Annotated in this window: 22 protein-coding genes; 15 read left to right on the top strand and 7 right to left on the bottom strand. The window is 60.4% G+C overall.

Features of this window, described 5'->3' with window-relative positions; translation table 11 throughout:
- Nucleotides 1-58 precede the first annotated feature (58 nt).
- Genes BFP90_RS21285 through secB form a run of 3 tightly spaced genes read left to right on the top strand, consistent with a single transcriptional unit; the run spans nucleotide 59 to nucleotide 1243 of the window.
- Nucleotides 59-472, top strand: a complete 414-nt coding sequence (locus BFP90_RS21285; RefSeq protein ID WP_057025458.1) for a rhodanese-like domain-containing protein — start codon at nucleotides 59-61, stop codon at nucleotides 470-472.
- Between the two features lies 1 nt (nucleotide 473).
- Nucleotides 474-728 (top strand): glutaredoxin 3, encoded by a 255-nt coding sequence (gene grxC, locus BFP90_RS21280; RefSeq protein WP_065885754.1) that lies wholly within the window; start codon nucleotides 474-476, stop codon nucleotides 726-728.
- 35 nt (nucleotides 729-763) lie between these two features.
- Nucleotides 764-1243, top strand: coding sequence for a protein-export chaperone SecB (gene secB / locus BFP90_RS21275; protein WP_003171119.1), 480 nt, complete (start codon nucleotides 764-766; stop codon nucleotides 1241-1243).
- A gap of 120 nt (nucleotides 1244-1363) precedes the next feature.
- Here secB and BFP90_RS21270 read toward each other — a convergent pair whose 3' ends face one another.
- Nucleotides 1364-1819, bottom strand: a complete 456-nt coding sequence (locus BFP90_RS21270) for a tRNA (cytidine(34)-2'-O)-methyltransferase (protein ID WP_065893730.1) — start codon at nucleotides 1817-1819, stop codon at nucleotides 1364-1366.
- Between BFP90_RS21270 and BFP90_RS21265 the strand changes: the two genes are divergently transcribed.
- Nucleotides 1818-2258: a hypothetical protein gene (locus BFP90_RS21265; RefSeq protein WP_065893729.1), complete on the top strand. Its 441-nt coding sequence runs from the start codon at nucleotides 1818-1820 to the stop codon at nucleotides 2256-2258. The genes BFP90_RS21270 and BFP90_RS21265 overlap by 2 nt on opposite strands.
- Nucleotides 2259-2708: 450 nt before the next feature.
- On the opposite strand, the gene ntrC is transcribed toward BFP90_RS21265, so the two are convergent.
- The 3 genes from ntrC to BFP90_RS21250 all read right to left on the bottom strand — a co-directional run bounded on the left by ntrC (nucleotide 2709) and on the right by BFP90_RS21250 (nucleotide 6128).
- Nucleotides 2709-4145, bottom strand: coding sequence for a nitrogen regulation protein NR(I) (gene ntrC / locus BFP90_RS21260; protein WP_065885751.1), 1437 nt, complete (start codon nucleotides 4143-4145; stop codon nucleotides 2709-2711).
- Nucleotides 4142-5227: a nitrogen regulation protein NR(II) gene (glnL, locus tag BFP90_RS21255; protein ID WP_057724492.1), complete on the bottom strand. Its 1086-nt coding sequence runs from the start codon at nucleotides 5225-5227 to the stop codon at nucleotides 4142-4144. Before glnL ends, ntrC begins: the two co-directional genes overlap by 4 nt.
- 364 nt (nucleotides 5228-5591) lie before the next feature.
- Nucleotides 5592-6128 carry a chorismate mutase gene (locus BFP90_RS21250; RefSeq protein ID WP_065897909.1) on the bottom strand — a complete coding sequence of 179 codons (537 nt, stop codon included), beginning with the start codon at nucleotides 6126-6128 and terminating at the stop codon, nucleotides 5592-5594.
- A gap of 423 nt (nucleotides 6129-6551) precedes the next feature.
- Between BFP90_RS21250 and BFP90_RS21245 the strand changes: the two genes are divergently transcribed.
- A complete protein-coding gene (locus BFP90_RS21245) occupies nucleotides 6552-6788 on the top strand; it encodes a DUF6124 family protein (protein WP_065893727.1) in 237 nt (78 codons plus the stop codon).
- A gap of 72 nt (nucleotides 6789-6860) precedes the next feature.
- On the opposite strand, the gene glnA is transcribed toward BFP90_RS21245, so the two are convergent.
- Nucleotides 6861-8267: a glutamate--ammonia ligase gene (gene glnA, locus BFP90_RS21240; protein ID WP_024072899.1), complete on the bottom strand. Its 1407-nt coding sequence runs from the start codon at nucleotides 8265-8267 to the stop codon at nucleotides 6861-6863.
- Between the two features lie 333 nt (nucleotides 8268-8600).
- On the opposite strand from glnA, the gene thiI reads away from it, so the two are divergent.
- Nucleotides 8601-10055 carry a tRNA uracil 4-sulfurtransferase ThiI gene (thiI, locus tag BFP90_RS21235; RefSeq protein ID WP_065893726.1) on the top strand — a complete coding sequence of 485 codons (1455 nt, stop codon included), beginning with the start codon at nucleotides 8601-8603 and terminating at the stop codon, nucleotides 10053-10055.
- A 139-nt stretch (nucleotides 10056-10194) separates the two neighbouring features.
- Entirely contained in the window at nucleotides 10195-12015 is a 1821-nt protein-coding gene (gene typA / locus BFP90_RS21230; protein ID WP_017478180.1) for a translational GTPase TypA, read from the top strand.
- A 195-nt stretch (nucleotides 12016-12210) separates the two neighbouring features.
- Here the strand turns inward: typA and BFP90_RS21225 are convergent, their stop codons facing one another.
- Complete coding sequence (locus BFP90_RS21225) at nucleotides 12211-12645, bottom strand: YkgJ family cysteine cluster protein (RefSeq protein WP_024072902.1); 435 nt, start codon at nucleotides 12643-12645, stop codon at nucleotides 12211-12213.
- A 228-nt stretch (nucleotides 12646-12873) separates the two neighbouring features.
- On the opposite strand from BFP90_RS21225, the gene BFP90_RS21220 reads away from it, so the two are divergent.
- From BFP90_RS21220 to BFP90_RS21205, 4 genes are all read left to right on the top strand, one after another.
- Nucleotides 12874-15324: a glycogen/starch/alpha-glucan phosphorylase gene (locus BFP90_RS21220; RefSeq protein ID WP_065893724.1), complete on the top strand. Its 2451-nt coding sequence runs from the start codon at nucleotides 12874-12876 to the stop codon at nucleotides 15322-15324.
- Nucleotides 15325-15557: 233 nt separating this feature from the next.
- A complete protein-coding gene (locus tag BFP90_RS21215; RefSeq protein ID WP_065885744.1) occupies nucleotides 15558-16565 on the top strand; it encodes a class 1 fructose-bisphosphatase in 1008 nt (335 codons plus the stop codon).
- A 310-nt stretch (nucleotides 16566-16875) separates the two neighbouring features.
- Nucleotides 16876-17130, top strand: coding sequence for a lipoprotein (locus tag BFP90_RS21210; protein WP_033897714.1), 255 nt, complete (start codon nucleotides 16876-16878; stop codon nucleotides 17128-17130).
- A 30-nt stretch (nucleotides 17131-17160) separates the two neighbouring features.
- Nucleotides 17161-17730 carry a lipocalin family protein gene (locus BFP90_RS21205; RefSeq protein WP_065885743.1) on the top strand — a complete coding sequence of 190 codons (570 nt, stop codon included), beginning with the start codon at nucleotides 17161-17163 and terminating at the stop codon, nucleotides 17728-17730.
- 113 nt (nucleotides 17731-17843) lie between these two features.
- On the opposite strand, the gene BFP90_RS21200 is transcribed toward BFP90_RS21205, so the two are convergent.
- Nucleotides 17844-19208, bottom strand: a complete 1365-nt coding sequence (locus tag BFP90_RS21200) for a formimidoylglutamate deiminase (protein WP_065897908.1) — start codon at nucleotides 19206-19208, stop codon at nucleotides 17844-17846.
- Between the two features lie 147 nt (nucleotides 19209-19355).
- Here BFP90_RS21200 and hutC point away from each other — a divergent pair, with 147 nt between their 5' ends.
- From hutC to BFP90_RS21180, 4 genes are all read left to right on the top strand, one after another.
- Complete coding sequence (gene hutC / locus BFP90_RS21195; RefSeq protein ID WP_170827588.1) at nucleotides 19356-20066, top strand: histidine utilization repressor; 711 nt, start codon at nucleotides 19356-19358, stop codon at nucleotides 20064-20066.
- Entirely contained in the window at nucleotides 20063-20623 is a 561-nt protein-coding gene (locus BFP90_RS21190) for a HutD/Ves family protein (RefSeq protein ID WP_065893721.1), read from the top strand. Before hutC ends, BFP90_RS21190 begins: the two co-directional genes overlap by 4 nt.
- Before the next feature lie 392 nt (nucleotides 20624-21015).
- Nucleotides 21016-22704, top strand: a complete 1689-nt coding sequence (gene hutU, locus BFP90_RS21185; protein WP_065885739.1) for a urocanate hydratase — start codon at nucleotides 21016-21018, stop codon at nucleotides 22702-22704.
- 130 nt (nucleotides 22705-22834) lie between these two features.
- A complete protein-coding gene (locus BFP90_RS21180) occupies nucleotides 22835-24280 on the top strand; it encodes a purine-cytosine permease family protein (RefSeq protein ID WP_065897907.1) in 1446 nt (481 codons plus the stop codon).
- Nucleotides 24281-24308 lie beyond the last annotated feature (28 nt).

Genomic DNA, 24308 nt, shown 5'->3' with positions numbered 1-24308 from the left:
GGCCGCCCCCGACGGCTGTGTATACTTACCGCCATTTTAACGCCCTGGAACCTCCTTGATGGTTGATCACCTGATTGCATTTGCCACTGCCCACTATCTGCTCGTGGGTGCCTTCGTCATCCTGCTGGCGCTGCTGATCGCTCACGAATTGAGCCGTGGTGGCCGCAGCCTGAGCACATCGGAGCTGACCGCCCTGGTCAACAAGGATGAGGCCGTTGTCGTGGATATTCGCCCGGCCAAGGATTTCGCCGCCGGCCACATCGTCGGCGCCCTGAACATTCCCCAGGACAAGCTGATCGCGCGCTTGGCCGAACTGGAGAAATACAAGGCCAAGACCATTATCCTGGTCGACGCCCAAGGCCAGCACTCCGGCACGCATGCCCGCGAGATGCTCAAGTCCGGCTTTACCGCCGCCAAGCTGTCCGGTGGTATCAGCAGCTGGCGTGGCGATAACCTGCCGTTGGTGAAGTGATATGAGCCAGGTTGTCGTGTATTCCAGCGATTATTGCCCTTATTGCATTCGAGCCAAGCAGTTGCTCCAGAGCAAGAAGGTCGCCTTCGAAGAAATCAAGGTCGACGGCAAGCCTCAAGTGCGCGCCGAAATGACCCAGAAGGCTGGCCGCACGTCGGTCCCGCAGATCTGGATCGGCAGCCGGCATATCGGTGGTTGCGATGAGCTGTTTGCTTTGGAGCGCGCCGGTAAACTTGACGCGCTGCTGTCCGCCTAACCCCTAAAAGACCCCAAGATAAAGAAGGATCTGCGATGACTGATCAACAGAACACCGAAGCAGCGCAAGACCAAGGCCCACAGTTTTCGCTGCAGCGCATCTACGTGCGTGACCTGTCGTTCGAAGCGCCGAAAAGCCCGGCCATCTTCCGCCAGGAATGGACCCCAAGCGTCGCGCTGGACCTGAACACCCGCCAGAAAGCCCTGGAAGGTGACTTCCACGAAGTCGTGCTGACCCTGTCGGTCACCGTCAAGAACGGCGAAGAAGTGGCCTTCATCGCTGAAGTGCAACAGGCGGGTATCTTCCTGATCCAGGGCCTGGACGAAGCGTCCATGAGCCATACCCTGGGCGCGTTCTGCCCGAACATCCTGTTCCCGTACGCCCGTGAGACCCTGGACAGCCTGGTCACCCGTGGCTCGTTCCCGGCGTTGATGCTGGCACCGGTGAACTTCGATGCCCTGTACGCTCAAGAGCTGCAGCGCATGCAACAGGAAGGTTCGTCGACGGTTCAGTAAGTCGACGCGGTAAAAAATGTGGGAGGGGGCTTGCCCCCGATAGCGGTGTATCAGCCAGCCTATCTGTAGCTGACCCACCGAAATCGGGGGCAAGCCCCCTCCCACATTTGCTATGCGGTGTTACTTGAAACCGAGTTGGCGCCAGCCTTCGTAGACGGCCACGGCGACGGTGTTGGACAGGTTCAGGCTGCGGCAGCCCTCGCGCATCGGCAAGCGCAGGCGGTGGCCATCAGGCAGGGCGTCAAGCACGTCGGCCGGCAGGCCGCGGCTCTCCGGGCCAAACAGAAACGCGTCGCCCTCGGCAAAGCTGGCATCATGAAACGGTCGCGAGCCCTTGGTGGTGAACGCGAACACACGTGGCTGGCCCAGGCTTTCCAGGCAGCTGGCCAGGTCGGCATGGCGCTGGAGGGTGGCGTACTCGTGGTAATCCAGCCCGGCGCGGCGCAGGCGTTTATCGTCCATGTCGAAGCCCAGCGGTTCGATCAAATGCAGGTGGCAGCCACTGTTGGCGCACAGCCTGATAACGTTGCCGGTATTCGGCGGAATTTCTGGTTGAAAAAGGATGACGTGAAACATGCACGGCTCCGAAGGCAAAGATGCGCTGCATTCTACCCCTGAAGACGATCCAAGGCCGAAGCTATTGCCCAGGGTACTCGGCTCGCTGGCGATTGTCGGCCTGATGGTGGGCTTGATGATTGGGCGCCTGACCACCCCGGAACCGGTCGAACTGCAACAGATAGAACCTGTGGCGGACGGTCTGCTGGTGTGGTTCAACCGCGAGCCCAAGCTGCACGGCGAACATATCGACGGCGCCGTGGCGCTGTTGTTCGACGCACAGGGCAAGGCTGCCAATGGGCAACTGAAGGTCAATGACAAGGATGTGAACTGGCGCGTGCGCAAGACCGACGGCGGTTTGCTGCTCAACCTGGTGGCGGCGCGGCCATTGCGTGGGGAGTGGAACGGCCAGGAGGTCGATGACCGCTGGCGGCTGGAGATCCATCTCCAGGAGCAATAAAAGAGGGAGTTCCCGGCCTGCCTGTACCAGGGCTCCCAAAACGGGGTGAAGCCAGAGGCTTCGGTGTTAAAGAGGGGATTCTCGGCCTGCCTGTACCAAGGTCCCCGAAACTGGGTAGTACCAGGGTTATTGCAGGGCGCGTGCCAAAGTTTGCAATTGGCGCGGTAAATGATTGCAAGAAAGCGCAAAGCCCCGGAATCCGGGGCTTTGGTGGTTTCAGCGTTCAAGAATTTTTGAGCGATAGCGATCTTTCAGGTCTCAAGTCAGTGCCCAATGCCGGTTCATGGTGCATTGAAGCAGTGCACAACCTTCAAATCTTGTGACGATCCAAATGTGGGAGGGGGCTTGCCCCCGATAGCGGTGTACCAGCCAGCCTATCTGTGGCTGACCCACCGCAATCGGGGGCAAGCCCCCTCCCACATTGGATTTTCAGTGGATCAGAGATTGGGATCAGGCGTCGTCGCTGTCGTCGTCATCTGCGCCATCCACCTTCATCCCCAGTTCCTTGATCTTGCGCGTCAGGGTATTGCGGCCCCAACCCAGCAGCACAGCGGCATCGCGGCGGCGGCCGGCGGTGTGCTTGAGCGCGGTCTCGATCATGATCCGCTCGAACGCCGGTACGGCGCTGTCGAGCAGGTTCGACTGGCCGCGTGCCAGGGCCTGGTCGGCCCATTGGCGCAGCGCCTGTTCCCAGTTGGTCACTGGGGCCGAGTCCTGCGGCAGGCTCAACAGCTCCGGTGGCAGGTCGCTGATGTGCACTTCGCGCCCGGACGCCATTACCGTGATCCAGCGGCAGGTGTTCTCCAGTTGGCGTACGTTGCCGGGCCATGGCAGGTTCTTCAGGTATTCCTCGGTCTCGCTTTTGAGCAGCTTCGGCTCCACGGCCAGTTCCAGGGCGGCGCGGCTGAGGAAGTGGCGGGCGAGGGTGGGGATGTCTTCGCGGCGGTCCGACATGCGCGGGATGTGGATGCGGATCACGTTGAGGCGGTGGAACAAGTCTTCACGGAACTTGCCGGCGTGCACCAGGGTTTCCAGGTTCTGGTGGGTGGCCGCGATGATGCGTACATCCACCTTGACCGGCGTGTGCCCGCCCACCCGATAGAACTCGCCGTCGGCCAGCACGCGCAGCAGGCGGGTTTGGGTATCGGCCGGCATGTCGCCGATTTCATCGAGGAACAGGGTGCCGCCGTCGGCCTGTTCAAAACGTCCACGGCGCAGATTGGCCGCGCCGGTGAACGCGCCTTTTTCATGGCCGAACAGCTCGGACTCCATCAAGTCCTTCGGGATTGCGGCCATGTTCAGTGCAATGAACGGCGAGGCTGCCCGAGGGCTGTGACGGTGCAGGGCGTGGGCCACCAGCTCTTTACCGGTGCCCGATTCGCCGTTGATCAGCACGGTGATGTTGGAGTGACTCAAGCGCCCGATGGCGCGAAACACTTCCTGCATCGCCGGCGCTTCACCGATGATTTCCGGGGTGCGGGTCAGGGCCGGCGGGGCTTCCTGGTTCTGTTGCTCCTGGGCGTGCTGGTTGGCGCGCTTGACCAGCGCCACCGCCTCATCCACATCGAACGGCTTGGGCAGGTACTCAAAGGCGCCGCCCTGGTAGGACGCGACAGCGCTGTCCAGGTCCGAGTGCGCGGTCATGATGATCACTGGCAGGCGCGGGTGCTGCTCGCGAATGCGCGCCAGCAAGTCCAGGCCGCTGGCGCCGGGCATGCGGATATCGGAGATGATCACGTCCGGCTGCTGGCGAGCCAGGCGGCTCATCACGCCGTCGGCGCTGTCGAAGCTCTGGGTGGTCATGCCTTCCTGTTGCAAGGCTTTCTCCAGGACCCAGCGGATAGAACGGTCGTCATCGACGATCCAGACAGTTTCACTACGGCTCATGTCGTGGGGGCTCCTTGTTCCAATGGCAGGAAGATCGAGAACGTGGTGTGGCCGGGATGGCTCTCACATTCGATCAGGCCCTGGTGCTGGCTGATGATGTTCTGGGTAATGGCCAGGCCCAGCCCGGTACCGTCCGGGCGGCCGCTGACCATGGGGAAGAAGATGGTTTCCTGCAGTTCGGCCGGAATGCCCGGGCCGTTGTCGATGATCTCGACCTTGGTCACCAGGCGATGGCGTACATGGCCAATGGTGAACTGGCGCAGCGCGCGGGTGCGCAGGCTGATGCGGCCCAGGCGCAACTCGTTCTGGCTGCTGATGGCCTGCATGGCGTTGCGCACGATGTTGAGCACCGCCTGGATCATTTGCTCGCGGTCGATCAAGACGTCGGGAATGCTTGGGTCGTAGTCGCGCACCAGGGTGATGCAGCCCTGGCTTTCGGCGTCGACCAGTTGGCAGACGCGCTCCAGCACTTCGTGCACGTTGGTCATGGCCAGGGACGGCAGCTTGTTGGAGCCGAGCATGCGGTCCACCAGGTTACGCAGGCGGTCGGCCTCTTCGATGATGACGTTGGTGTAGTCCTTGAGATGCTCCTCCGGCAGCTCGCGGGCCAGCAACTGCGCCGCGCCGCGAATGCCGCCCAGGGGGTTCTTGATCTCATGGGCCAGGCCACGCACCAGCATCTTGCTGGTTTCCTGCTTGGACAGCTGCGCCTCTTCCTTGGTGATGCGCAGCAGGCGGTCGCGGGGGTGCACTTCGAGCAGCAGCAGGGTGGCGCCATTGCTCAGGATTGGTGTCACCGCGTAGTCGACGGTCAGCGTCTGCCCGGTCAGGGCGGTGAGCATTGCTTCGCGCTTGGTGAACGGGTGCGCCTGCTCCACGGCCTGGCGCAACGAGCTCAGGGCCTCGGCGGACTCGGTGAACAATTCGCTGATGAACTGCCCATGGCTGCGCTGGCCGCTGATGGCCAGGAGCATCTCCGCCGCCGGGTTCATGTACTCAAGGCGCAAGTCGGCATTGAGCAGGATGGTCGCGGTGGTCAGGTTGTCGAGTAACAAACGGTGCAGTGCATCGCTGATGGTCATCGGGACCTCTTTTGGAGCAAGGCGCAGGCTTGAGGCACACGCTGATACAAGGAAAATGCAAAAACCAAACCAAGGCTCCGAAAAGAAGCGTTAAACCCGTGAAATAGGCGGTTCAGGCGCGAAACTGTGGCGTTCTGCCAGTCTGCTCGGGAAGAATCGAACCAAAATGGGCTGGGGCTGGAGTGAGGGTGCAACCTATCGCACCAATATAGTGCGACTTGGGGTGGGCTGTCAGGGATGGATGCGATTCAAATGTGGGAGGGGGCTTGCCCCCGATAGCAGGGTGTCAGTCAGCCTATCTATCAACTGAACCACCGCAATCGGGGGCAAGCCCCCTCCCACATTTTTAATTGGGTTTACAGGGCTAGCCTTTGTATAGGCACAGCTCGGCGGTGGCGCGGATCATCGCCAGTTGGCGCAGCGGATCGTTCAACGGTTCATGCACCGCCGCGGCCAGCCACTGCGGGCACTGCGGGTCGGTACGCTGCGGGGTGAAGTCCGCCAGTTGTTGCAGCAGGCGTTTTTGCAATTCATCCAGCCGCGGGCGAATCTGCTTGACCAGGTCCGGGCGCGGATCGTCCGGCGCCTTGCCCTGGAACTGCCAGTCGGACAGGTGGGTGTATTGCACCAGTTTGTTCGCCTCGATCTGCGCTGAGAAAAACTGCTCGGCGGCGGCGGGGTCCAGTTTGTAGCTCGGGGCTTGGGCGACGACGCTGGCGATCACTTCCTGCTCGCGTTTTTTGTCTTCAACGGGCTTGTGGCTGTCCCATTTGCTCAAGGCCACCTGGTCGGCGATCTCCAGGCGTTCAGCGATGCTGTTGAGCAACGGCTCAAGCGTGGGAGGCGCGGCGCTGGCACTGGCGCTGACAAATAACAGAGCGAACACAAATCGACGTTTCAAAGGAAATCCCCTGTAGGAGCGAGCTTGCTCGCGAAGGTCGTTAACGATAACGCGTAAATGTTGAAGAAATGTGGTGTCCTGGCGTTTTTCGCGAGCAAGCTCGCTCCTACAGTGGCTGTGTAGGGCGTCAGGCGCAGGCTACCTTAGCTTGCGCGGTTGCCTACAGGTGAGCCAGAATCCGCCGGCTTGTACGGCTGGCTTGTCGTCTCTAAGGTTACTCGGTCGCTGCTCATCAGCGATCAGGTTTAGTAGCCTGAGGTCAAGTTAAGCGTGTACCGCACCGTTCTTTATGGCGGCTGTGTGCAGGGCATCTTCGGGTGCGCCGGTTTTTGCTTAACTTCCCCGGTCTACTAACCTGCGCCCAGCTGCCACCCAATCGTTTAGTAGCGAGTCGATGGCGGCCTCATTCGAGGAAGTTAAGACATGTTCAAGCCAACCCCAAATCCACCCCCATCCGTCTTCACCATCGCCGCCGATATCGACGACGAAGCCCTGATGATCAACAGCTTCGAAACCTTCTCCTCGGTCAGTACCTTGTTGCTGGACCTTTGCGAAGACCTGGATGGCAAGCACCGCGATATCGCACTGGCCATTCACCAATTGAGCGCCATGGGGACGCTGATGGTCAGCCGTATGCTCGACCGCCAAGCGGCCATCTGACAATCCACAGGCAAAAAAAGACCTCCCGAAGGAGGTCTTTATCATCACGCTACGTCAAGCAGCGCTACCGGATCAGCAGCTGTAGTACAGCTCGTATTCCAGTGGGTGTACGAAGGTGCGAACCTTGATTTCTTCTTCGCTCTTGAGCTCGATGTAGGCATCGATGAAGTCGTCGCTGAACACGCCGCCCTTGGTCAGGAACGCACGGCCCTTGTCCAGCTCTTCCAGGGCTTCTTTCAGGCTGCCGCACACTTGTGGGATCTCTTTGGCCTCTTCAGGCGGCAGGTCGTACAAGTTTTTGTCGGCGGCGTCGCCAGGGTGGATCTTGTTCTGGATACCGTCCAGGCCGGCCATGACCAGCGCAGCGAAGGCCAGGTACGGGTTGGCTGCCGGGTCCGGGAAGCGGGCTTCGATACGGCGAGCGCGTGGGCTGGACACGTAAGGAATACGGATCGAGGCGGAACGGTTACGGGCCGAGTAGGCCAGCATTACCGGCGCTTCGAAACCTGGCACCAGACGCTTGTAGGAGTTGGTCGACGGGTTGGTGAAGCCGTTCAGGGCCTTACCGTGCTTGATGATGCCGCCGATGAAGTACAGGGCGGTGTCGGACAGGCCGGCATAACCTTCGCCGGCGAAGGTGTTCTTGCCTTCTTTGGCGATGGACAGGTGAACGTGCATACCCGAACCGTTATCGCCGTATAGCGGCTTGGGCATGAAGGTAGCGGTACGGCCGTAGGCATCCGCCACGTTGTGTACGCAGTACTTCAGGGTCTGGACTTCGTCAGCCTTGGCGACCAGGGTGTTGAACTTCACACCGATTTCGTTCTGGCCGGCAGTCGCCACTTCGTGGTGGTGAACTTCGATGACCAGGCCCATCTCTTCCATGGCGTTGCACATGGAGGTACGGATTTCGTGGTCGTGGTCGAATGGCGGGACCGGGAAGTAGCCGCCCTTGATGCCTGGACGGTGGCCTTTGTTGCCGCCTTCCACGTCCTGGTCGGACATCCACGAACCTTGTTCGGAGAAAATCTTGAACATCGAACCGGAGATGTCGGACTTGAACTTGACCGAATCGAAGATGAAGAATTCAGGCTCCGGGCCTACGAATACGGTGTCGCCGATACCGGTCGACTTCAGGTATTCCTCGGCACGCTTGGCGATCGCACGTGGGTCGCGGTCGTAGCCTTGCATGGTCGAAGGCTCGATCACGTCGCAGACGATGATCAGGGTTGGGTCTTCGGTGAACGGGTCGAGGACGGCCGTGCTGTCGTCCGGCATCAGGATCATGTCGGAGGCTTCGATGCCTTTCCAGCCGGCGATGGAGGAACCGTCGAACATCTTGCCTTCTTCGAAGAAAGCATCATCCAGCGCGTCGCGAGCCGGCATGGTCACGTGGTGCTGAGTACCTTTGGTGTCCGTGAAGCGCAGATCAATCCATTTAACGTCATGATCTTTGATGAGTTGAACCGACTTCGACATGGTGTCCTCCGGGTGGCTTCGGGCTTGGTAGTGGAGTTAGCCCTTAGAATTTGGGTGATGCCGGCGCGGATACTCCGCCAAGGCAACCTGCCTCACAAGAGAGCAAATTGCATGCCAGTGCGCCAACATGGTCTTTTTGCTTCAAAATGGCCCCTATAACGGTGCAAACGGCCAATGGGCGATAAATGACGCACCGCAATGTAGCGTTATTGGGTGAAAATGACCTGTTTTGGTGCGCTGCACATGCGATGCATATTAACTGGTTAAACCTTGAGCGATTTCCGCTATAATCCGCGCCCCCCTTTTTCAGCAGGCCCGGCGCGCGCTGTTTCCATGAAATTAATCGTAAAAGTCTTCCCCGAGATCACCATCAAGAGCCGACCGGTACGGATGCGTTTCATCCGTCAGTTGGCCAAGAACATCCGTGCCGTGCTCCGCGATCTGGACCCGGCTGTGGTGGTGAACGGCGTGTGGGACAATCTCGAGCTGGAAACCCGCCTGACCGACGCCAAAGCCTTGAAGGACATGACCGAGCGCCTGAGCTGCATGCCGGGTATCGCGCATTTCCTGCAAGTGGACGAGTACCCGCTGGGCGACTTCGACGACATCACCGAGAAGTGCCGGCTGCACTTCGGTGATGAGCTTGCCGGCAAGATTTTTTCGGTGCGTTGCAAGCGCGCCGGCAAGCATCCGTTCAGCTCCATGGATGTGGAGAAATACGTCGGCAGCAAGCTGCGTCGCGAGTGCGGTGCGGCCGGAATCTCCCTCAAAGCGCCGCAAATCGAAGTGCGCATGGAAATTCGCGACCAACGGTTGTTTGTGATCCACAGCCAGCACGACAGCATCGGCGGCTACCCGCTGGGCGCCCTGGAACAGACCCTGGTGTTGATGTCCGGCGGTTTCGATTCCACGGTCGCGGCCTACCAGATCATGCGGCGCGGCCTGATGAGCCACTTCTGCTTCTTTAACCTGGGCGGTCGTGCACACGAATTGGGCGTGATGGAAGTGGCGCACTTTATCTGGAAGAAGTACGGCAGCTCCCAGCGCGTGCTATTTGTAAGCGTGCCGTTCGAAGAAGTGCTGGGCGAAATTCTCGGCAAAGTCGATAACAGTCATATGGGCGTAGTTTTGAAGCGTATGATGTTGCGCGCCGCGTCCCGGATCGCCGACCAGTTGCAGATCGATGCGCTGGTGACCGGTGAAGCGATCTCCCAGGTATCCAGCCAGACGTTGCCGAACCTGTCGTTGATCGACTGCGTGACCGAGAAGCTGGTGCTGCGCCCGCTGATCGCCAGCCACAAGCAGGACATCATCGACCTGGCAGAAGAAATCGGCACCGCCGACTTTGCCAAGCATATGCCCGAGTATTGCGGGGTCATTTCGGTGAACCCCAAGACCCACGCCAAGCGCAACCGCGTGGAGTATGAAGAACAACAGTTCGACATGGCGATTCTGGAGCGTGCGCTCGAGAACGCCAAACTGGTCCCGATCGATCGCGTCATCGACGAGCTGGGCCAGGATGTGCAGATCGAAGAAGTCAGCGAAGCCCTGGCCGGCCAGATCATCGTCGACATCCGTCACCCGGATGCCGCCGAAGACGAGCCCCTGGAGATTCCTGGCATCGACGTACAAACGCTGCCGTTTTATGCATTGAACGCGCGTTTCAAGGAACTGGATGACAGCCGTCAGTACCTGCTGTATTGCGACAAAGGCGTGATGAGTCGCCTGCATGCCCACCATTTGCTCAGTGAGGGGCATGCCAATGTGCGCGTTTATCGACCGAGCTAAGAGCCCGGGGCTGTTTGCCTGTGGCCTGCGTCACCGGCCCCCCGACTCTGCCGTCAAGCTGTAACGGCAAGGCCTGACTCTACTGTTAATCGCTGCCACGACCTGTCAGCACACCGAATCCTCTGATCGAGATACACAAGTGATCGAAAATCTACGTAACATCGCCATCATTGCTCACGTTGACCATGGTAAAACCACCCTGGTAGACAAACTCCTGCGTCAATCCGGCACCCTGGAGCGCAACGAGCTCAACGACGAGCGCGTGATGGACTCCAACGACCAGGAAAAAGAGCGCGGTATTACCATCCTGGCGAAAAACACCGCCATCAACTGGAACGGCTACCACATCAACATCGTGGATACCCCGGGCCACGCCGACTTCGGCGGCGAAGTAGAACGCGTAATGTCGATGGTTGACTCCGTTCTGCTGCTGGTTGACGCTCAAGACGGCCCTATGCCGCAAACCCGTTTCGTGACCAAGAAGGCGTTCGAAGCCGGCCTGCGTCCGATCGTGTGCATCAACAAGGTTGACCGTCCAGGCGCGCGTCCGGACTGGGTACTGGACCAGATTTTCGACCTGTTCGACAACCTCGGTGCTACCGAAGAACAGCTGGACTTCCAAGTCATCTACGCTTCGGCCCTGAACGGCATTGCCGGTCTGGAACACACCGCCATGGCGGAAGACATGACTCCGCTGTATCAGGCCATCGTTGACCACGTTCCACCACCGAAGGTTGACCGTGAAGGCCCGTTCCAGATGCAAATCTCGGCACTGGACTACAACAGCTTCCTGGGTGTTATCGGCGTTGGCCGTATCGCGCGTGGCAGCGTCAAGCCGAACACCCCGGTTGTCGCTATCGGCGCCGACGGCAAGAAGCGTAACGGTCGTATCCTGAAGCTGATGGGTCACCACGGCCTGCACCGCATCGACGTTGAAGAAGCCTTCGCCGGCGACATCGTGTGCGTCAGCGGTATGGACTCGCTGTTCATCTCCGACACCCTGTGCCAGCCGGACACCGTCGAGGCGATGAAGCCTCTGACCGTTGACGAGCCAACCGTTTCCATGACCTTCCAGGTGAACGACTCGCCGTTCTGCGGTAAGGAAGGCAAGTTCGTGACCTCCCGTAACATCAAGGAGCGTCTGGACAAAGAGCTGCTGTACAACGTTGCACTGCGCGTTGAAGAAGGCGACTCGGCCGACAAGTTCAAGGTCTCCGGCCGTGGTGAGCTGCACCTTTCGGTACTGATCGAAACCATGCGTCGCGAAGGCTTCGAAATGGGTGTGGGTCGTCCGGAAGTGATCATCCGTCAGGTTGACGGCGTGAAGCAGGAACCGTTCGAAAACGTCACCATCGACACCCCTGAAGAATCCCAGGGCAAGGTCATGGAAGAGATGGGCCTGCGTAAGGGCGACCTGACCAACATGGTGCCGGATGGCAAGGGCCGTGTACGTCTGGAATACAACATCCCTGCGCGTGGTCTGATCGGTTTCCGTAACCAGTTCCTGACCCTGACCAACGGTGCTGGCATCCTGACCTCGATCTTCGATCGCTACGACACCATGAAGTCCGGCGACATGTCCGGTCGTCAGAACGGTGTTCTGGTATCGGTAGAAACCGGCAAGGCGCTGACCTACTCCCTGGAAACCCTCCAGGCACGTGGCAAGCTGTTCGTTGAGCACGGTCAAGAGATCTACAACGGTCAGATCGTTGGTCTGAACAGCCGTGACAACGACATGGGCGTCAACCCAACCAAAGGCAAGAAGCTCGACAACATGCGTGCTTCGGGCAAAGACGAAACCATCGCTCTGGTTCCACCTGTTCGCTTCACCCTGGAACAGGCCCTGGAATTCATCCAGGACGACGAGCTGTGCGAAGTCACGCCTAAGTCGATCCGCCTGCGTAAGAAGATCCTGGACGAAGGCGAGCGTACCCGCGCTGCCAAGAAAGCCAAGAACTGAGTTAACTCAGGCTGAATGAAAAACGCCCCCGGTCGAAAGGCCGGGGGCGTTTTTTTATGCCTGCTGTTTGCCTGATCGTTCCCACGCTCTGCGTGGGAATGCCGCTTGGGACGCTCCGCGTTCCGCTTTCAAGGGCGGACGCAGAGCGTCCAGGGCTGCGTTACCACGCGGAGCGTGGGAACGATCAACCCTGGATCAGAATTTATCGAGGGTCTTGAACTTGGTCTCGCGCACCACTTCCTTGGGCTTGTACGCGCAATACCCCGGCCGCGGGCCGATCTTGGGGTGATTGCGGCAGGTATCCGGGCGCTTGTCATAAATAGTGCAGAAGCGCGTCTTACGATCCAGGTACAAGCAATCATTGTTGCTCATGCGCTGCAGGGTAAAAATCTCGGATTTGTTGTTGTAGCGCTCGACGATGCCTTCCTTCTGCAAACGCTTGGCGATGTTCTTCGGTGGGTCGCCGCGCTCGAACTCATCGACGATGCCGATGCGGATCAGGTCCTTGATCTTCACTTCGACCGGCAGCGTGCAGCAGCTGGACACGCAGCCGCCGCACATGTGGGCGGAATATTTCTGCCAGGTCTCGAGACGGTCGAGTTCCGCGGCGGCGATCAGTTGAGGCTTCATCGGGGTTCCAAAAGGTGGGGCTGTATCCGGGCGCGCGATCATACCGGGATTGGTGGTTTTTTGAACAATCTTTTCAGGGTTTCTGCGCGAACGGCGATCGGGCACGACCTCTGCATCAAATTCACGCAACCGTGAATGAGTTAAAAAATTGACGAACCAGAGCGTCTACCGTCTGTCAGACCGTCTAGGCTCTAGCAACTCCTTCTATCTCGCCCGAGGTCGCAATTGATGTCTCAGGAACCACTTGCACGAGAAGCAGAGGTAGCCGCATTTCGCGATGCCGTCTTGACCAAACTCACCTACGCGGTGGGCAAGGACCCGGACCACGCCTTCGACCATGACTGGTTCGAGGCCATTGCCCTGGCCGCACGCGACCAGATGGTCGACCACTGGATGGACCACACGCGGCGCATCTACCGCAAAGGCCAGAAGCGGGTGTATTACCTCTCGCTGGAATTTCTTATCGGCCGCCTGCTCTACGACAGCCTGAGCAACCTTGGCGTGTTGGAGATCGCTCGCGAAGCCCTGTCCGAGCTCGGCGTCGACCTTGAGCGCATTCGCCTGCTCGAACCCGACGCGGCGCTTGGCAACGGTGGCCTGGGCCGCCTGGCGGCGTGCTTCATGGAAAGTATGTCGACTCTGGGCATCGCCGGTCACGGTTATGGCATTCGTTACGAGCACGGCTTGTTCCGCCAGGCAATTGTCGATGGCTGGCAGCAGGAGCAGACCGAACGCTGGCTGGATTTTGGCAACCCCTGGGAGTTCGAACGCGCCGAAGTGATCTACCCGATCGGTTTCGGCGGCAGCGTGGAAACCCTGGCGGACGCGTCCGGCAAGATGATTCAGGTGTGGTCGCCCAGCGAAACCGTACGCGCGGTGGCCTATGACACCCCGGTAGTCGGCTGGCGTGGCGCCAGCGTCAACACCCTGCGCCTGTGGCGTGCCCGCGCGGTGGAAGACCTGCACCTGGAGCGCTTCAACGCCGGTGACCACCTGGGCGCCGTGGCCGAGGTGGCCCGCGCCGAAAGCATCTCCCGCGTGCTTTACCCGGCCGACAGCACCGAAGCGGGGCAGGAGCTGCGCCTGCGCCAGGAATACTTCTTCGTGTCCGCCTCGTTGCAAGACTTGCTGCGCCGCCACAAGAACATGCACGGCACGGTGCTGAGCCTGGGCGAACACGCGGCCATCCAGCTCAACGACACCCACCCGTCCATCGCCGTGGCCGAGTTGATGCGCCAGTTGGTCGACCTGCACGACATCCCGTGGGAGGCCGCGTGGGACGTCACCGTCGAAACGCTTTCCTACACCAACCACACCTTGTTGCCCGAGGCGTTGGAAACCTGGCCTGTCGGCTTGATGGAGCGCATGCTGCCCCGGCACATGCAGATCATCTACCTGATCAACGCCCGGCACATCGACTCGCTGCGCGCCAAGGGCATTCACGACTTCGACGTGCTGCGCGCAGTGTCATTGATTGAAGAGGACAACGGCCGTCGCGTACGCATGGGCAACCTGGCGTTCCTCGGTTCCCACAGTGTCAACGGCGTGTCCGGGCTGCACACTCAACTGATGCGCAGCACGGTGTTTTCCGAACTGCATAAGCTCTACCCGGAGCGCATCAACAACAAAACCAACGGCATCACCTTCCGTCGCTGGCTGTACCAGGCCAATCCCAAGCTCACGTCGATGCTGGTGGACGCGCTGGGCCCGGACATTCTCGACACCATGGAAACGCGCCTCGGCGAGCTGGAAACCTTCGCCGAGAAGCAGACCTTCCGCAAAGCCTTCGCCGACCAACGTCTGCACAGCAAACGGGCGCTGGCCGACATCATCCATGAGCGCCTGGGCATTTCGGTGAACCCGGCGGCGATGTTCGACGTGCAGGTCAAGCGGATTCACGAGTACAAGCGCCAGTTGCTCAACCTGCTGCACACCGTGGCGTTGTACCAGGCGATCCGCGCCGAGCCGGAAGTCGATTGGGTGCCGCGGGTGAAAATCTTCGCCGGCAAGGCGGCGGCGAGTTATCACCAGGCCAAGCTGATCATCAAGCTGACCAACGACATCGCCCGCACCGTCAACAACGACCCGACCGTGCGCGACCTGCTCAAGGTGGTTTTCCTGCCCAACTACAACGTCAGCCTGGCGGAAAGCATCATTCCGGCGGCGGATTTGTCGGAGCAGATTTCCACCGCCGGTTTCGAGGCGTCGGGTACCAGCAACATGAAGTTCGGCCTCAACGGCGCGCTGACCATCGGCACCATGGACGGCGCCAACGTGGAGATGCACGAGCGCGTGGGCGCCGAGCACATGTTCATCTTTGGTCTCAGTGCCCAGCAGGTAGAAGCTCGCAAGCATGCCGGCGAGTTCAATGCAGGGCCCGATATTGCCGCGTCCCATCGGTTGAGCGATGTGCTGCAAGCGATCCGTGGCGGGGTGTTCTCGCCGGATGATCCGGGCCGGTATGTGGGGTTGATCGACGGGCTGATCGACTACGACCGCTTCCTGGTGTGTGCCGACTTCGACTCCTACTGGGACGCCCAGGCGCAGGTTGAAGCGCATTGGCACGACTCCAAGGCCTGGTGGCGCTCGGCGGTGTTGAACACGGCGCGGATGGGCTGGTTCAGCTCGGACCGTACCATCCGCGAATACGCCACCGAAATTTGGAAAGCCCTCGACTAGCCCCCTGATGCCACTGTAGGAGCGAGCTTGCTCGCGAAGAACGTCAACGATAACGCTTGCTTCCTGAACGAACGCGGCGTCTTTAAGTTTTTCGCGAGCAAGCTCGCTCCTACAGAGGCTCGTGGCGCCAAGCCGTGAACTCTATTGGCGTTAAATCCTCTGATTAGAGGAAATACGCCCCGACTCGCGTTAAACTGCGCGGGTTTTCAGCCCCCCATTCTCCGGAGCCTTCCATGTCCCGCGTTACCTTGAGTCGCTATTTGATCGAGCAGACCCGCAGCAACAACACGCCTGCCGATCTGCGCTTCCTTATCGAAGTGGTGGCGCGTGCCTGTAAGGAAATCAGCCACGCCGTGTCCAAAGGCGCACTGGGTGGTGTCCTGGGCAGCATGGGCACTGAAAACGTGCAGGGCGAAGTGCAGAAGAAGCTCGACGTCATCTCCAACGAGATCCTGCTCGAAGCCAACGAATGGGGCGGTCACCTGGCCGGCATGGCGTCCGAAGAAATGGACAATGCCTACCAGATCCCGGGTAAATACCCTAAAGGCGCATACCTGCTGGTATTCGACCCACTGGACGGCTCGTCCAACATCGACATCAACGCCCCGGTCGGCACCATCTTCTCGGTACTGCGTTGCCCGAACGAATACCTGAGCCAGAACGAAGCCCTGAACGAAAAGGCCTTCCTGCAGCCCGGCACCGAGCAGGTCGCCGCCGGTTACGCGATCTACGGCCCACAGACCATGCTGGTCCTGACCCTGGGCGATGGCGTCAAGGGCTTCACCCTGGACCGCGAAATGGGCAGCTTCGTACTCACCCACGAAGACATCTCCATTCCTGCCTCCACCCAGGAATTCGCGATCAACATGTCCAACCAGCGTCACTGGGAAGAGCCGGTGAAACGCTATGTCAACGAATTGATGGAAGGCGAAGAAGGCCCGTTGAAGAAAAACTTCAACATGCGCTGGGTCGCAGCCATGGTGGCCGACGTACACCGCATCCTGACCCGTGGCGGCCTGTTCATGTACCCACGTGACAGCCGCGAGCCTTCCAAGCCGGGCAAGCTGCGCCTGATGTACGAAGCCAACCCGATGTCGTTCCTGGTTGAGCAGGCGGGCGGTGCGTCCACTGACGGCCACCAGCGCATCCTCGACATCCAGCCCGAAGGCCTGCACCAGCGAGTGGCGGTGTTCCTGGGTTCGAAGGAAGAAGTTGAGCGTGTGACGGCTTATCACAAGTAGGCGCGAGCTTGCTCGCGAAAAGCTGACAGGCGACGCGGGCATCCAGACAGCCCGCGTCATGATCGTTCCCACGCTCCGCGTGGGAATGCCGCTCTGGACGCTCCGCGTCCTGCTTTTTGCGCAATGGCGACGCAGAGCATCGCGGGATGCATTACCACGCAGAGCGTGGGAACGATCAGCTCTCTAGCCCCGAAACGTTTCAGCGTTTTCGGGGCTTTTTTGTTTTCGCTCGTCGGGAACCAGACACCTCTTTTCCCTTCTAAGCTTCTGGCAGATACCCCAGCTGCTTTGTCTCTCCAGGAGCTTTTCCATGTCTTTACGCCGTCTCGCCCTGCTGGCTTTTTGCGTGCTGTTGGCCGCTTGCAGCAAGGTCAACCAAGAAAATTACCAGAAGCTGTCGGCCGGAATGGCCAAGGCCGAGGTGGAGTCGTTGCTGGGCAAGCCGACCGATTGTTCCGGCGCACTGGGCATGTCCAGTTGCACCTGGGGCGATAAAAACAGCTTTATCAGCGTGCAGTATGCCGGTGACAAGGTTCTGATGTTTTCCGGGCAAGGCCTGAAGTAAACCGGGGCGCGAGCCTGCGGGAGAAGAAGAATGATGCGTTTTGTTGTGTTCCTTTGCGCCAGCCTGTTTTTGGCGGGCTGTGCCAGCCATTCTGGCGATGATCTGCAACCCAAGACCGCGAGTCACGTCAACCTCAAGCGTTACCAGGGCACCTGGTATGAGCTGGCCCGCTTGCCGATGTACTTCCAGCGCAACTGTGCGCAGTCCGAAGCGCGCTACACCTTGCTGCCCGATGGCGACATGTCGGTGTTCAACCGCTGCCTGACGCCTGAATGGAAATGGCAGGAAGCCAAAGGCACGGCCACGCCCCAGGTGCCGGGCAAGACCGACAAGCTCTGGGTGGAATTCGACAACTGGTTTACGTCGTTACTGCCCGGCGTCGCCAAGGGCGATTACTGGGTGCTGTATGTCAGCGATGACTACAAGACGGCCATCGTCGGCAGCCCTAGCCGGCGTTACATGTGGATCCTGTCGCGTACGCCGACGGTGAGCGCCGAAACCCGTGAAGACCTGCTGAGCAGGGCGCGGCAGCAGGGGTATGACACGACGCGGTTGATCTTCCGTACTCCGGATAAGCAGATGGCCAAGAGTTCGCAGTAATCAAAATGTGGGAGGGGGCTTGCCCCCGATAGCGGTGTGTCAGTATCAGATGAGCTGGCTGACACACCGCAATCGGGGGCAATCCCCCTCCCACATTTGTTATGTGTCGCTTGTCAGCTCAACAAATCCCTCAAGACCTGGGTGAATGCCCGGCTGCTGTCTTCTTCGCCAGCATGATGTCCATCGCGCACCACCCACTGGCCGTTGACCAGCACATCGCGTACCTGCCGATCACCACCGGCAAACAGCCAGCGATTGAGAATCCCGTCCTCACTGGCCGTGGCCAGGTACGGATCGTTACCGTCCAGCACGATCCAGTCCGCCCGCTTGCCCACTTCCAGGCGGCCAACCGGCTGCCCCAGCGCTTGGGCGCCACCGTCCAGTGCCGCATCGAACAGCGTGCGGCCCACCATTGGCTGGTCGTCGCGATATAGACGATTGCGCCGTTGATCGCGCAGGCGCTGGCCGTATTCCAGCCAGCGCAATTCTTCCACCACGCTCAGTGACACATGGCTGTCGGAGCCGATACCCATGCGGCCGCCCTGGGCCAGAAAATCCACTGCCGGAAAAATGCCATCGCCCAGGTTGGCTTCGGTGGTCAGGCACAAACCGGCAATCGCCCGGCTCCTGGCCATGCGCGTCACTTCGTCGGAGTCGGCGTGGGTGGCATGAACCAGGCACCAGCGTTCATTCACGTCGACATTGTCATACAGCCACTGCAATGGGCGTTTGCCGCTCCAGGCCAGGCAGTCGTCGACTTCCTTTTGCTGTTCGGCAATGTGGATGTGCACCGGACAAGCCGTGTCGCTGGCGGCCAGCACGTGCTTGATCTGTTCGGGCGTGACTGCCCGCAGGGAGTGGAAACACAGGCCCAGGTGCTGCGCAGGTTGCGCGGCGAGTATCGGCTGCAGGCGCGCCTGCAGGTCGAGATAGTGTTCGGTGCTGTTGATAAACCGGCGCTGCCCGTCGTTGGGGGCCTGGCCACCGAACCCCGAATGCGTATAAAGCACCGGCAGCAAGGTCAGGCCGATCCCGCTGCTGGCGGCTGCCTGGCTGATCTGGCGCGACAGCTCTGTGCGGTCGGCATAGGGCTGGCCGCTGACGTCGTGATGTACATAGTGAAACTCGGCCACCGAGGTATAGCCGGCCTTGAGCATTTCGATGTACAGCTGGCGGGCGATGACCTGCAACTGGTCCGGGCTGATTTTGCCGACCATGCGGTACATCAGGTCGCGCCAGGTCCAGAAACTGTCGTTCGGATTGCCTGCCACTTCGGCCAGACCCGCCATGGCGCGCTGGAAGGCGTGGGAATGCAGGTTCGGCATGCCGGCCAGTACCGGCCCCCTGAGCCGCTCGGCGCCGTCTGCCGTGGCATTGGCCTCTACCTTCGTCAGCCGCCCATCGGCGCTGATTTCAAGACGTACATCATTGGCCCATCCATCAGGCAGCAGCGCGCGTTCGGCAAAGAAAGCAGACATGATCAAGTCACCCCGGTCGTGTGTTTATTTGTATATACATATACAGACGTTTGCCTGCTCGGTAAACTCCGGCAATCTATGCATCTTTTTCCCCTGCAAGGATTCCTCGTGCCGACTCCGCCTGCCAAGTCTTCGCTGGCTGCCCATATGGACGAAAGTCCGGCGCCCTTGTATGCCCGCGTCAAACAGATGATCAGCCAGCAGATCCTCAACGGCAACTGGCCGCCCCATTACCGCGTGCCGTCGGAGAGCGAGCTGGTCAGCCAACTAGGCTTCAGCCGCATGACCATCAACCGCGCGTTGCGTGAGCTGACGGCCGAAGGGTTGCTGGTGCGCATGCAGGGTGTGGGTACGTTCGTCGCCGAGCCCAAGAGTCAGTCGGCGCTGTTTGAAGTGCACAACATTGCCGATGAGATCGCCTCCCGCGGCCATCGCCATACGTGCCAGGTCATTACCCTGGGCGAGGAAGCGGCCGGTTCCGAACGCGCCGTCGCCCTGGAAATGCGCGAAGGCGGGCGGGTGTTTCACTCGTTGATCGTGCATTTCGAAAACGACATTCCGGTGCAGATCGAAGACCGTTTCGTCAACGCGCTGGTCGCCCCGGAATACTTGCAGCAGGATTTCACCCAGCAAACGCCCTACGCCTACCTCAACCAGGTGGCCCCGCTGACCGAAGGCGAGCACGTGGTTGAAGCGATCCTCGCCGATGCCGCCGAGTGCAAGCTGCTGCAGATCGAAGCGGGCGAGCCCTGCCTGCTGATTCGCCGGCGCACCTGGTCCGGCCGCCAGCCGGTCACGGCCGCGCGCCTGATTCACCCCGGTTCCCGGCACAGCCTCGAAGGACGCTTCAGTAAATGAGTTCAGTCAACGTCTGGCGCGCCGCCGACTATGTGCGCATGCCGTGGAAGAACGGCGGCGGCAGTACCGAAGAAATCACCCGCGACGCGGGCACCGGCCTTGAGGGTTTCGGCTGGCGCCTGTCGATTGCCGATATTGCCGAGTCGGGCGGGTTTTCCACCTTCGCCGGTTACCAGCGCGTGATTACGGTGATCAAGGGCGCGGGCATGGTGTTGACCGTCGACGGTGAAGAGCAGCGCGGTTTGTTACCGCTGCAGCCGTTCGCCTTCGCCGGTGACAGCCAGGTGTCGTGCCGCTTGATCACCGGGCCGATCCGCGATTTCAACCTGATCTACTCGCCTGAGCGTTACCACGCGCGCTTGCAGTGGGTGGATGGCGTGCAACGCTTTTTCAGCACGGCCCGGACGGTGCTGGTGTTCAGCGTTGCCGATGAGGTGAAGGTGCTGGGCGAGAAACTCGGCCATCACGATTGCCTGCAAGTGGACGGTAACACCGGCTTGCTGGATATCTCGGTCAGTGGCCGCTGCTGCCTGATCGAACTGACCGCACGCGGTTAAAACATGTGGGAGGGGGCTTGCCCCCGATAGCGGTGTATCAGCCAAAGATCTGGTGGCTGACACTCTGCAATCGGGGGCAAGCCCCCTCCCACATTTGTTTCTGCGGCGTTTCCAACCTGTGCACCAATTTGTTACCGAATGCCCCAGCGTGACGCAAAGCCATGCTGTCGTGACTACACATCCCCCGTCGTAAATTCCTCTGTAAGAAATTTCATCAAGCCTGGAAGCCTTAATTTCCAAGGCTCCCACGCGCTGTGCAAAAAAATCCAAGCCCCTCTCGCGGAAAGTTGGCCGCTCGATTGCATATGCTTGTACATACAAGTAAAGGTGTGTGCGTAAGACTCTTCTTCGCACCGTCCAAGTCCGCGCATCGATCGCCGAGGAGTCCAGTTGTGACCGATTTTTCGAAAGCAAGGCCTACAAAATACCGTGACGTCGAAATCCGCGCGGCCCGCGGTAACACGCTCACCGCCAAAAGCTGGCTGACCGAAGCGCCGCTGCGCATGTTGATGAACAACCTCGACCCGCAAGTGGCCGAGAACCCCAAGGAACTGGTGGTATACGGCGGTATTGGTCGTGCGGCGCGCAACTGGGAATGCTACGACCAGATCGTCGAAAGCCTCACCCACCTGAATGACGACGAAACCCTGCTGGTGCAATCGGGCAAGCCGGTCGGCGTGTTCAAGACCCACAGCAACGCCCCGCGCGTATTGATCGCCAACTCCAACCTGGTGCCGCACTGGGCCAGTTGGGAACACTTCAACGAACTGGATGCCAAGGGCCTGGCCATGTACGGCCAGATGACCGCCGGCAGCTGGATCTATATCGGCAGCCAGGGCATCGTCCAGGGCACCTACGAAACCTTCGTCGAAGCCGGTCGCCAGCATTACGATTCGAATCTCAAGGGCCGTTGGGTGCTCACCGCCGGTTTGGGCGGTATGGGTGGCGCGCAACCGCTGGCCGCGACCCTGGCCGGTGCCTGCTCGTTGAACATCGAGTGCCAGCAGGTCAGCATCGATTTCCGCTTGAACAGCCGCTATGTCGACGAGCAAGCCACTGACCTTGACGACGCCCTGGCGCGCATCGCCAAGTACACCCAGGAAGGCAAAGCCATCTCCATCGCCCTGCTGGGCAACGCCGCCGAAATTTTGCCTGAGCTGGTCAAACGTGGCGTGCGTCCGGACATGGTCACCGACCAGACCAGCGCCCACGACCCGCTCAACGGTTACCTGCCGGCCGGCTGGACCTGGGACGAATACCGCGCCCGCGCCAAGACTGAGCCCGCCGCCGTGATCAAGGCAGCCAAGCAGTCGATGGCCGTGCACGTCAAAGCCATGCTGGAGTTCCAGAAGCAGGGCATCCCGACGTTCGACTACGGCAACAACATCCGCCAGATGGCCCAGGAAGAAGGCGTGGAAAATGCCTTCGACTTCCCGGGTTTCGTACCGGCTTACATCCGCCCGCTGTTCTGCCGTGGCATCGGCCCGTTCCGTTGGGCGGCGCTGTCCGGTGACCCGCAGGACATCTACAAGACCGACGCCAAAGTCAAAGAGCTGATCCCCGACGACGCCCACCTGCACAACTGGCTGGACATGGCCCGCGAACGCATCAGCTTCCAGGGTTTGCCGGCGCGTATCTGCTGGGTCGGCCTGGGCCAGCGCGCCAAACTTGGCCTGGCCTTCAACGAAATGGTGCGCAGCGGCGAATTGTCGGCACCGGTGGTGATCGGCCGTGACCATCTCGACTCCGGCTCGGTCGCGAGCCCGAACCGCGAAACCGAATCCATGCAGGATGGCTCCGACGCCGTGTCCGACTGGCCGCTGCTCAACGCCTTGCTCAACACCGCCAGCGGCGCGACCTGGGTTTCGTTGCACCACGGTGGCGGCGTCGGCATGGGCTTCTCGCAGCACTCGGGCATGGTGATCGTGTGTGACGGCACCGACGAAGCGGCCGAACGCATTGCGCGCGTACTGCATAACGATCCGGCGACCGGGGTGATGCGTCACGCGGATGCGGGTTACCAGATCGCGATCGATTGCGCCAGGGAACAGGGCCTGAATCTGCCGATGATCAACGGCTGACGCACTCACTGTAGGAGCGAGCTTGCTCGCGAAGGTATTCCAGGCATATCGCTGCGTTGAATGTACGTTTTTCGCGAGCAAGCTCGCTCCTACAGAAAAGCATCGAACAATCCATCAGAGGTTGAACAGCATGGCTGCGAACGACACCACCCCGTTGATCGAAAGGCGTTCGATCGACTACATCCCCGAAGCGGAAAGACATGGTCGTCTACTGAGCCAGTTCACCCTGTGGATGGGGGCCAACCTGCAAATCACCGCGATTGTCACCGGGGCCCTGGCCGTGGTGCTGGGCGGTGACGTGTTCTGGTCGTTGATCGGTCTGTTGATCGGTCAACTGATCGGCGGCGGCGTCATGGCGTTGCATGCGGCGCAAGGGCCCAAGCTTGGCCTGCCGCAGATGATCTCCAGCCGGGTGCAGTTCGGCGTGTATGGCGCGGCCATCCCGATCGTGCTGGTGTGCCTGATGTACCTGGGCTTTACCGCCACCGGCACCGTGTTGTCCGGGCAGGCGCTGGGCCAGTTGTTCGGGGTCAGCGACAGCGTGGGCATCCTGATCTTTGCCAGTGTCATCGTGCTGGTCACGGTGCTTGGTTACCGGGTGATCCATTTCATCGGGCGTGTTGCCAGCGTCATCGGCGTGATTGCCTTTGTCTACCTGTTCAGTCGCCTGATGAGCCAGACCGATGTTGGCGCGCTCCTGCAGATCCGTCACTTCAGCTGGAGCAGTTTTCTGCTGGCCGTGTCGCTCGCGGCCTCCTGGCAGATCGCCTTCGGCCCCTACGTGGCGGACTATTCGCGTTACCTGCCGAGCAAGACGTCATCGGTGAAAACCTTCTTCGCCGCGGGTGCGGGCTCGGTGATTGGCGCACAGGTGGCGATGGTGCTCGGTGTGTTTGCCGCCGCCATGTCCAACGGCCAATTCGCCGGGCATGAAGTGGCCTATATCGTTGGCTTGAGCGGGACGGGCGCCACTGCGGCGTTGCTGTACTTCAGCATCGCGTTCGGCAAGGTCACCATCTCCACGCTCAACTCCTACGGCAGCTTCATGTGCATTGCGACCATCATCAGCGGTTTTCGTGGCCGCCTTGAGGTCACCCGTCTGCAGCGCCTGGTGTTCGTGCTCGTCATCGTGGGTACGGCAACCCTGATCGCGTTGCTCGGCCAGCACTCGTTCCTCGGTGCGTTCAAGTCGTTCATCCTGTTCCTGCTGGCGTTCTTCACGCCCTGGAGCGCGATCAACCTGGTGGATTACTACTGCATCACCCGCGAGCGCTACGACGTGCCGGCCTTGTCCGACCCGAACGGACGCTACGGTCGCTGGAACCTGTTGGGGATCAGCGTCTATGTGTTCGGCGTGCTGGTGCAGTTGCCGTTCATCTCAACCAAGTTCTACACGGGGCCCCTGGTGGCTGCGCTGGGGGACGTGGATATTTCCTGGATCATCGGCCTGGTACTGCCTGCAGCCGTGTATTACGTGTGTGCAAAAAAATGGCACGGCACGGTGCCCGATCATCTGATCCTGCCGAAAGAGCAGGGCGCTTTACTCACAACAGACGGGCTGCCTGCGCAAGCCTGATGGGACGTGGACAAGGCAGGACGCCTTT

The organism is Pseudomonas sp. 24 E 13, from assembly GCF_900004715.1.
Lineage (GTDB): Bacteria > Pseudomonadota > Gammaproteobacteria > Pseudomonadales > Pseudomonadaceae > Aquipseudomonas > Aquipseudomonas orientalis_A.
The sequence above is the reverse complement of the archived record's forward strand: the minus strand, read 5'-3'. Positions and strand labels throughout refer to the sequence as shown.

What these genes read in the sequence shown, in the direction of transcription:
- grxC (WP_065885754.1), top strand. Translation starts at nt 474, where the DNA reads ATGAGCCAGGTTGTCGTGTATTCCAGCGATTATTGCCCTTATTGCATT.
- BFP90_RS21245 (WP_065893727.1), top strand. Translation starts at nt 6,552, where the DNA reads ATGTTCAAGCCAACCCCAAATCCACCCCCATCCGTCTTCACCATCGCC.
- BFP90_RS21200 (WP_065897908.1), bottom strand. Translation starts at nt 19,208, where the DNA reads ATGTCTGCTTTCTTTGCCGAACGCGCGCTGCTGCCTGATGGATGGGCC.
- BFP90_RS21220 (WP_065893724.1), top strand. Translation starts at nt 12,874, where the DNA reads ATGTCTCAGGAACCACTTGCACGAGAAGCAGAGGTAGCCGCATTTCGC.
- BFP90_RS21205 (WP_065885743.1), top strand. Translation starts at nt 17,161, where the DNA reads ATGATGCGTTTTGTTGTGTTCCTTTGCGCCAGCCTGTTTTTGGCGGGC.
- secB (WP_003171119.1), top strand. Translation starts at nt 764, where the DNA reads ATGACTGATCAACAGAACACCGAAGCAGCGCAAGACCAAGGCCCACAG.
- glnL (WP_057724492.1), bottom strand. Translation starts at nt 5,227, where the DNA reads ATGACCATCAGCGATGCACTGCACCGTTTGTTACTCGACAACCTGACC.
- BFP90_RS21180 (WP_065897907.1), top strand. Translation starts at nt 22,835, where the DNA reads ATGGCTGCGAACGACACCACCCCGTTGATCGAAAGGCGTTCGATCGAC.
- BFP90_RS21265 (WP_065893729.1), top strand. Translation starts at nt 1,818, where the DNA reads ATGCACGGCTCCGAAGGCAAAGATGCGCTGCATTCTACCCCTGAAGAC.
- BFP90_RS21225 (WP_024072902.1), bottom strand. Translation starts at nt 12,645, where the DNA reads ATGAAGCCTCAACTGATCGCCGCCGCGGAACTCGACCGTCTCGAGACC.
- glnA (WP_024072899.1), bottom strand. Translation starts at nt 8,267, where the DNA reads ATGTCGAAGTCGGTTCAACTCATCAAAGATCATGACGTTAAATGGATT.
- thiI (WP_065893726.1), top strand. Translation starts at nt 8,601, where the DNA reads ATGAAATTAATCGTAAAAGTCTTCCCCGAGATCACCATCAAGAGCCGA.
- hutC (WP_170827588.1), top strand. Translation starts at nt 19,356, where the DNA reads ATGGACGAAAGTCCGGCGCCCTTGTATGCCCGCGTCAAACAGATGATC.
- BFP90_RS21285 (WP_057025458.1), top strand. Translation starts at nt 59, where the DNA reads ATGGTTGATCACCTGATTGCATTTGCCACTGCCCACTATCTGCTCGTG.
- BFP90_RS21270 (WP_065893730.1), bottom strand. Translation starts at nt 1,819, where the DNA reads ATGTTTCACGTCATCCTTTTTCAACCAGAAATTCCGCCGAATACCGGC.
- BFP90_RS21190 (WP_065893721.1), top strand. Translation starts at nt 20,063, where the DNA reads ATGAGTTCAGTCAACGTCTGGCGCGCCGCCGACTATGTGCGCATGCCG.
- ntrC (WP_065885751.1), bottom strand. Translation starts at nt 4,145, where the DNA reads ATGAGCCGTAGTGAAACTGTCTGGATCGTCGATGACGACCGTTCTATC.
- BFP90_RS21210 (WP_033897714.1), top strand. Translation starts at nt 16,876, where the DNA reads ATGTCTTTACGCCGTCTCGCCCTGCTGGCTTTTTGCGTGCTGTTGGCC.
- BFP90_RS21215 (WP_065885744.1), top strand. Translation starts at nt 15,558, where the DNA reads ATGTCCCGCGTTACCTTGAGTCGCTATTTGATCGAGCAGACCCGCAGC.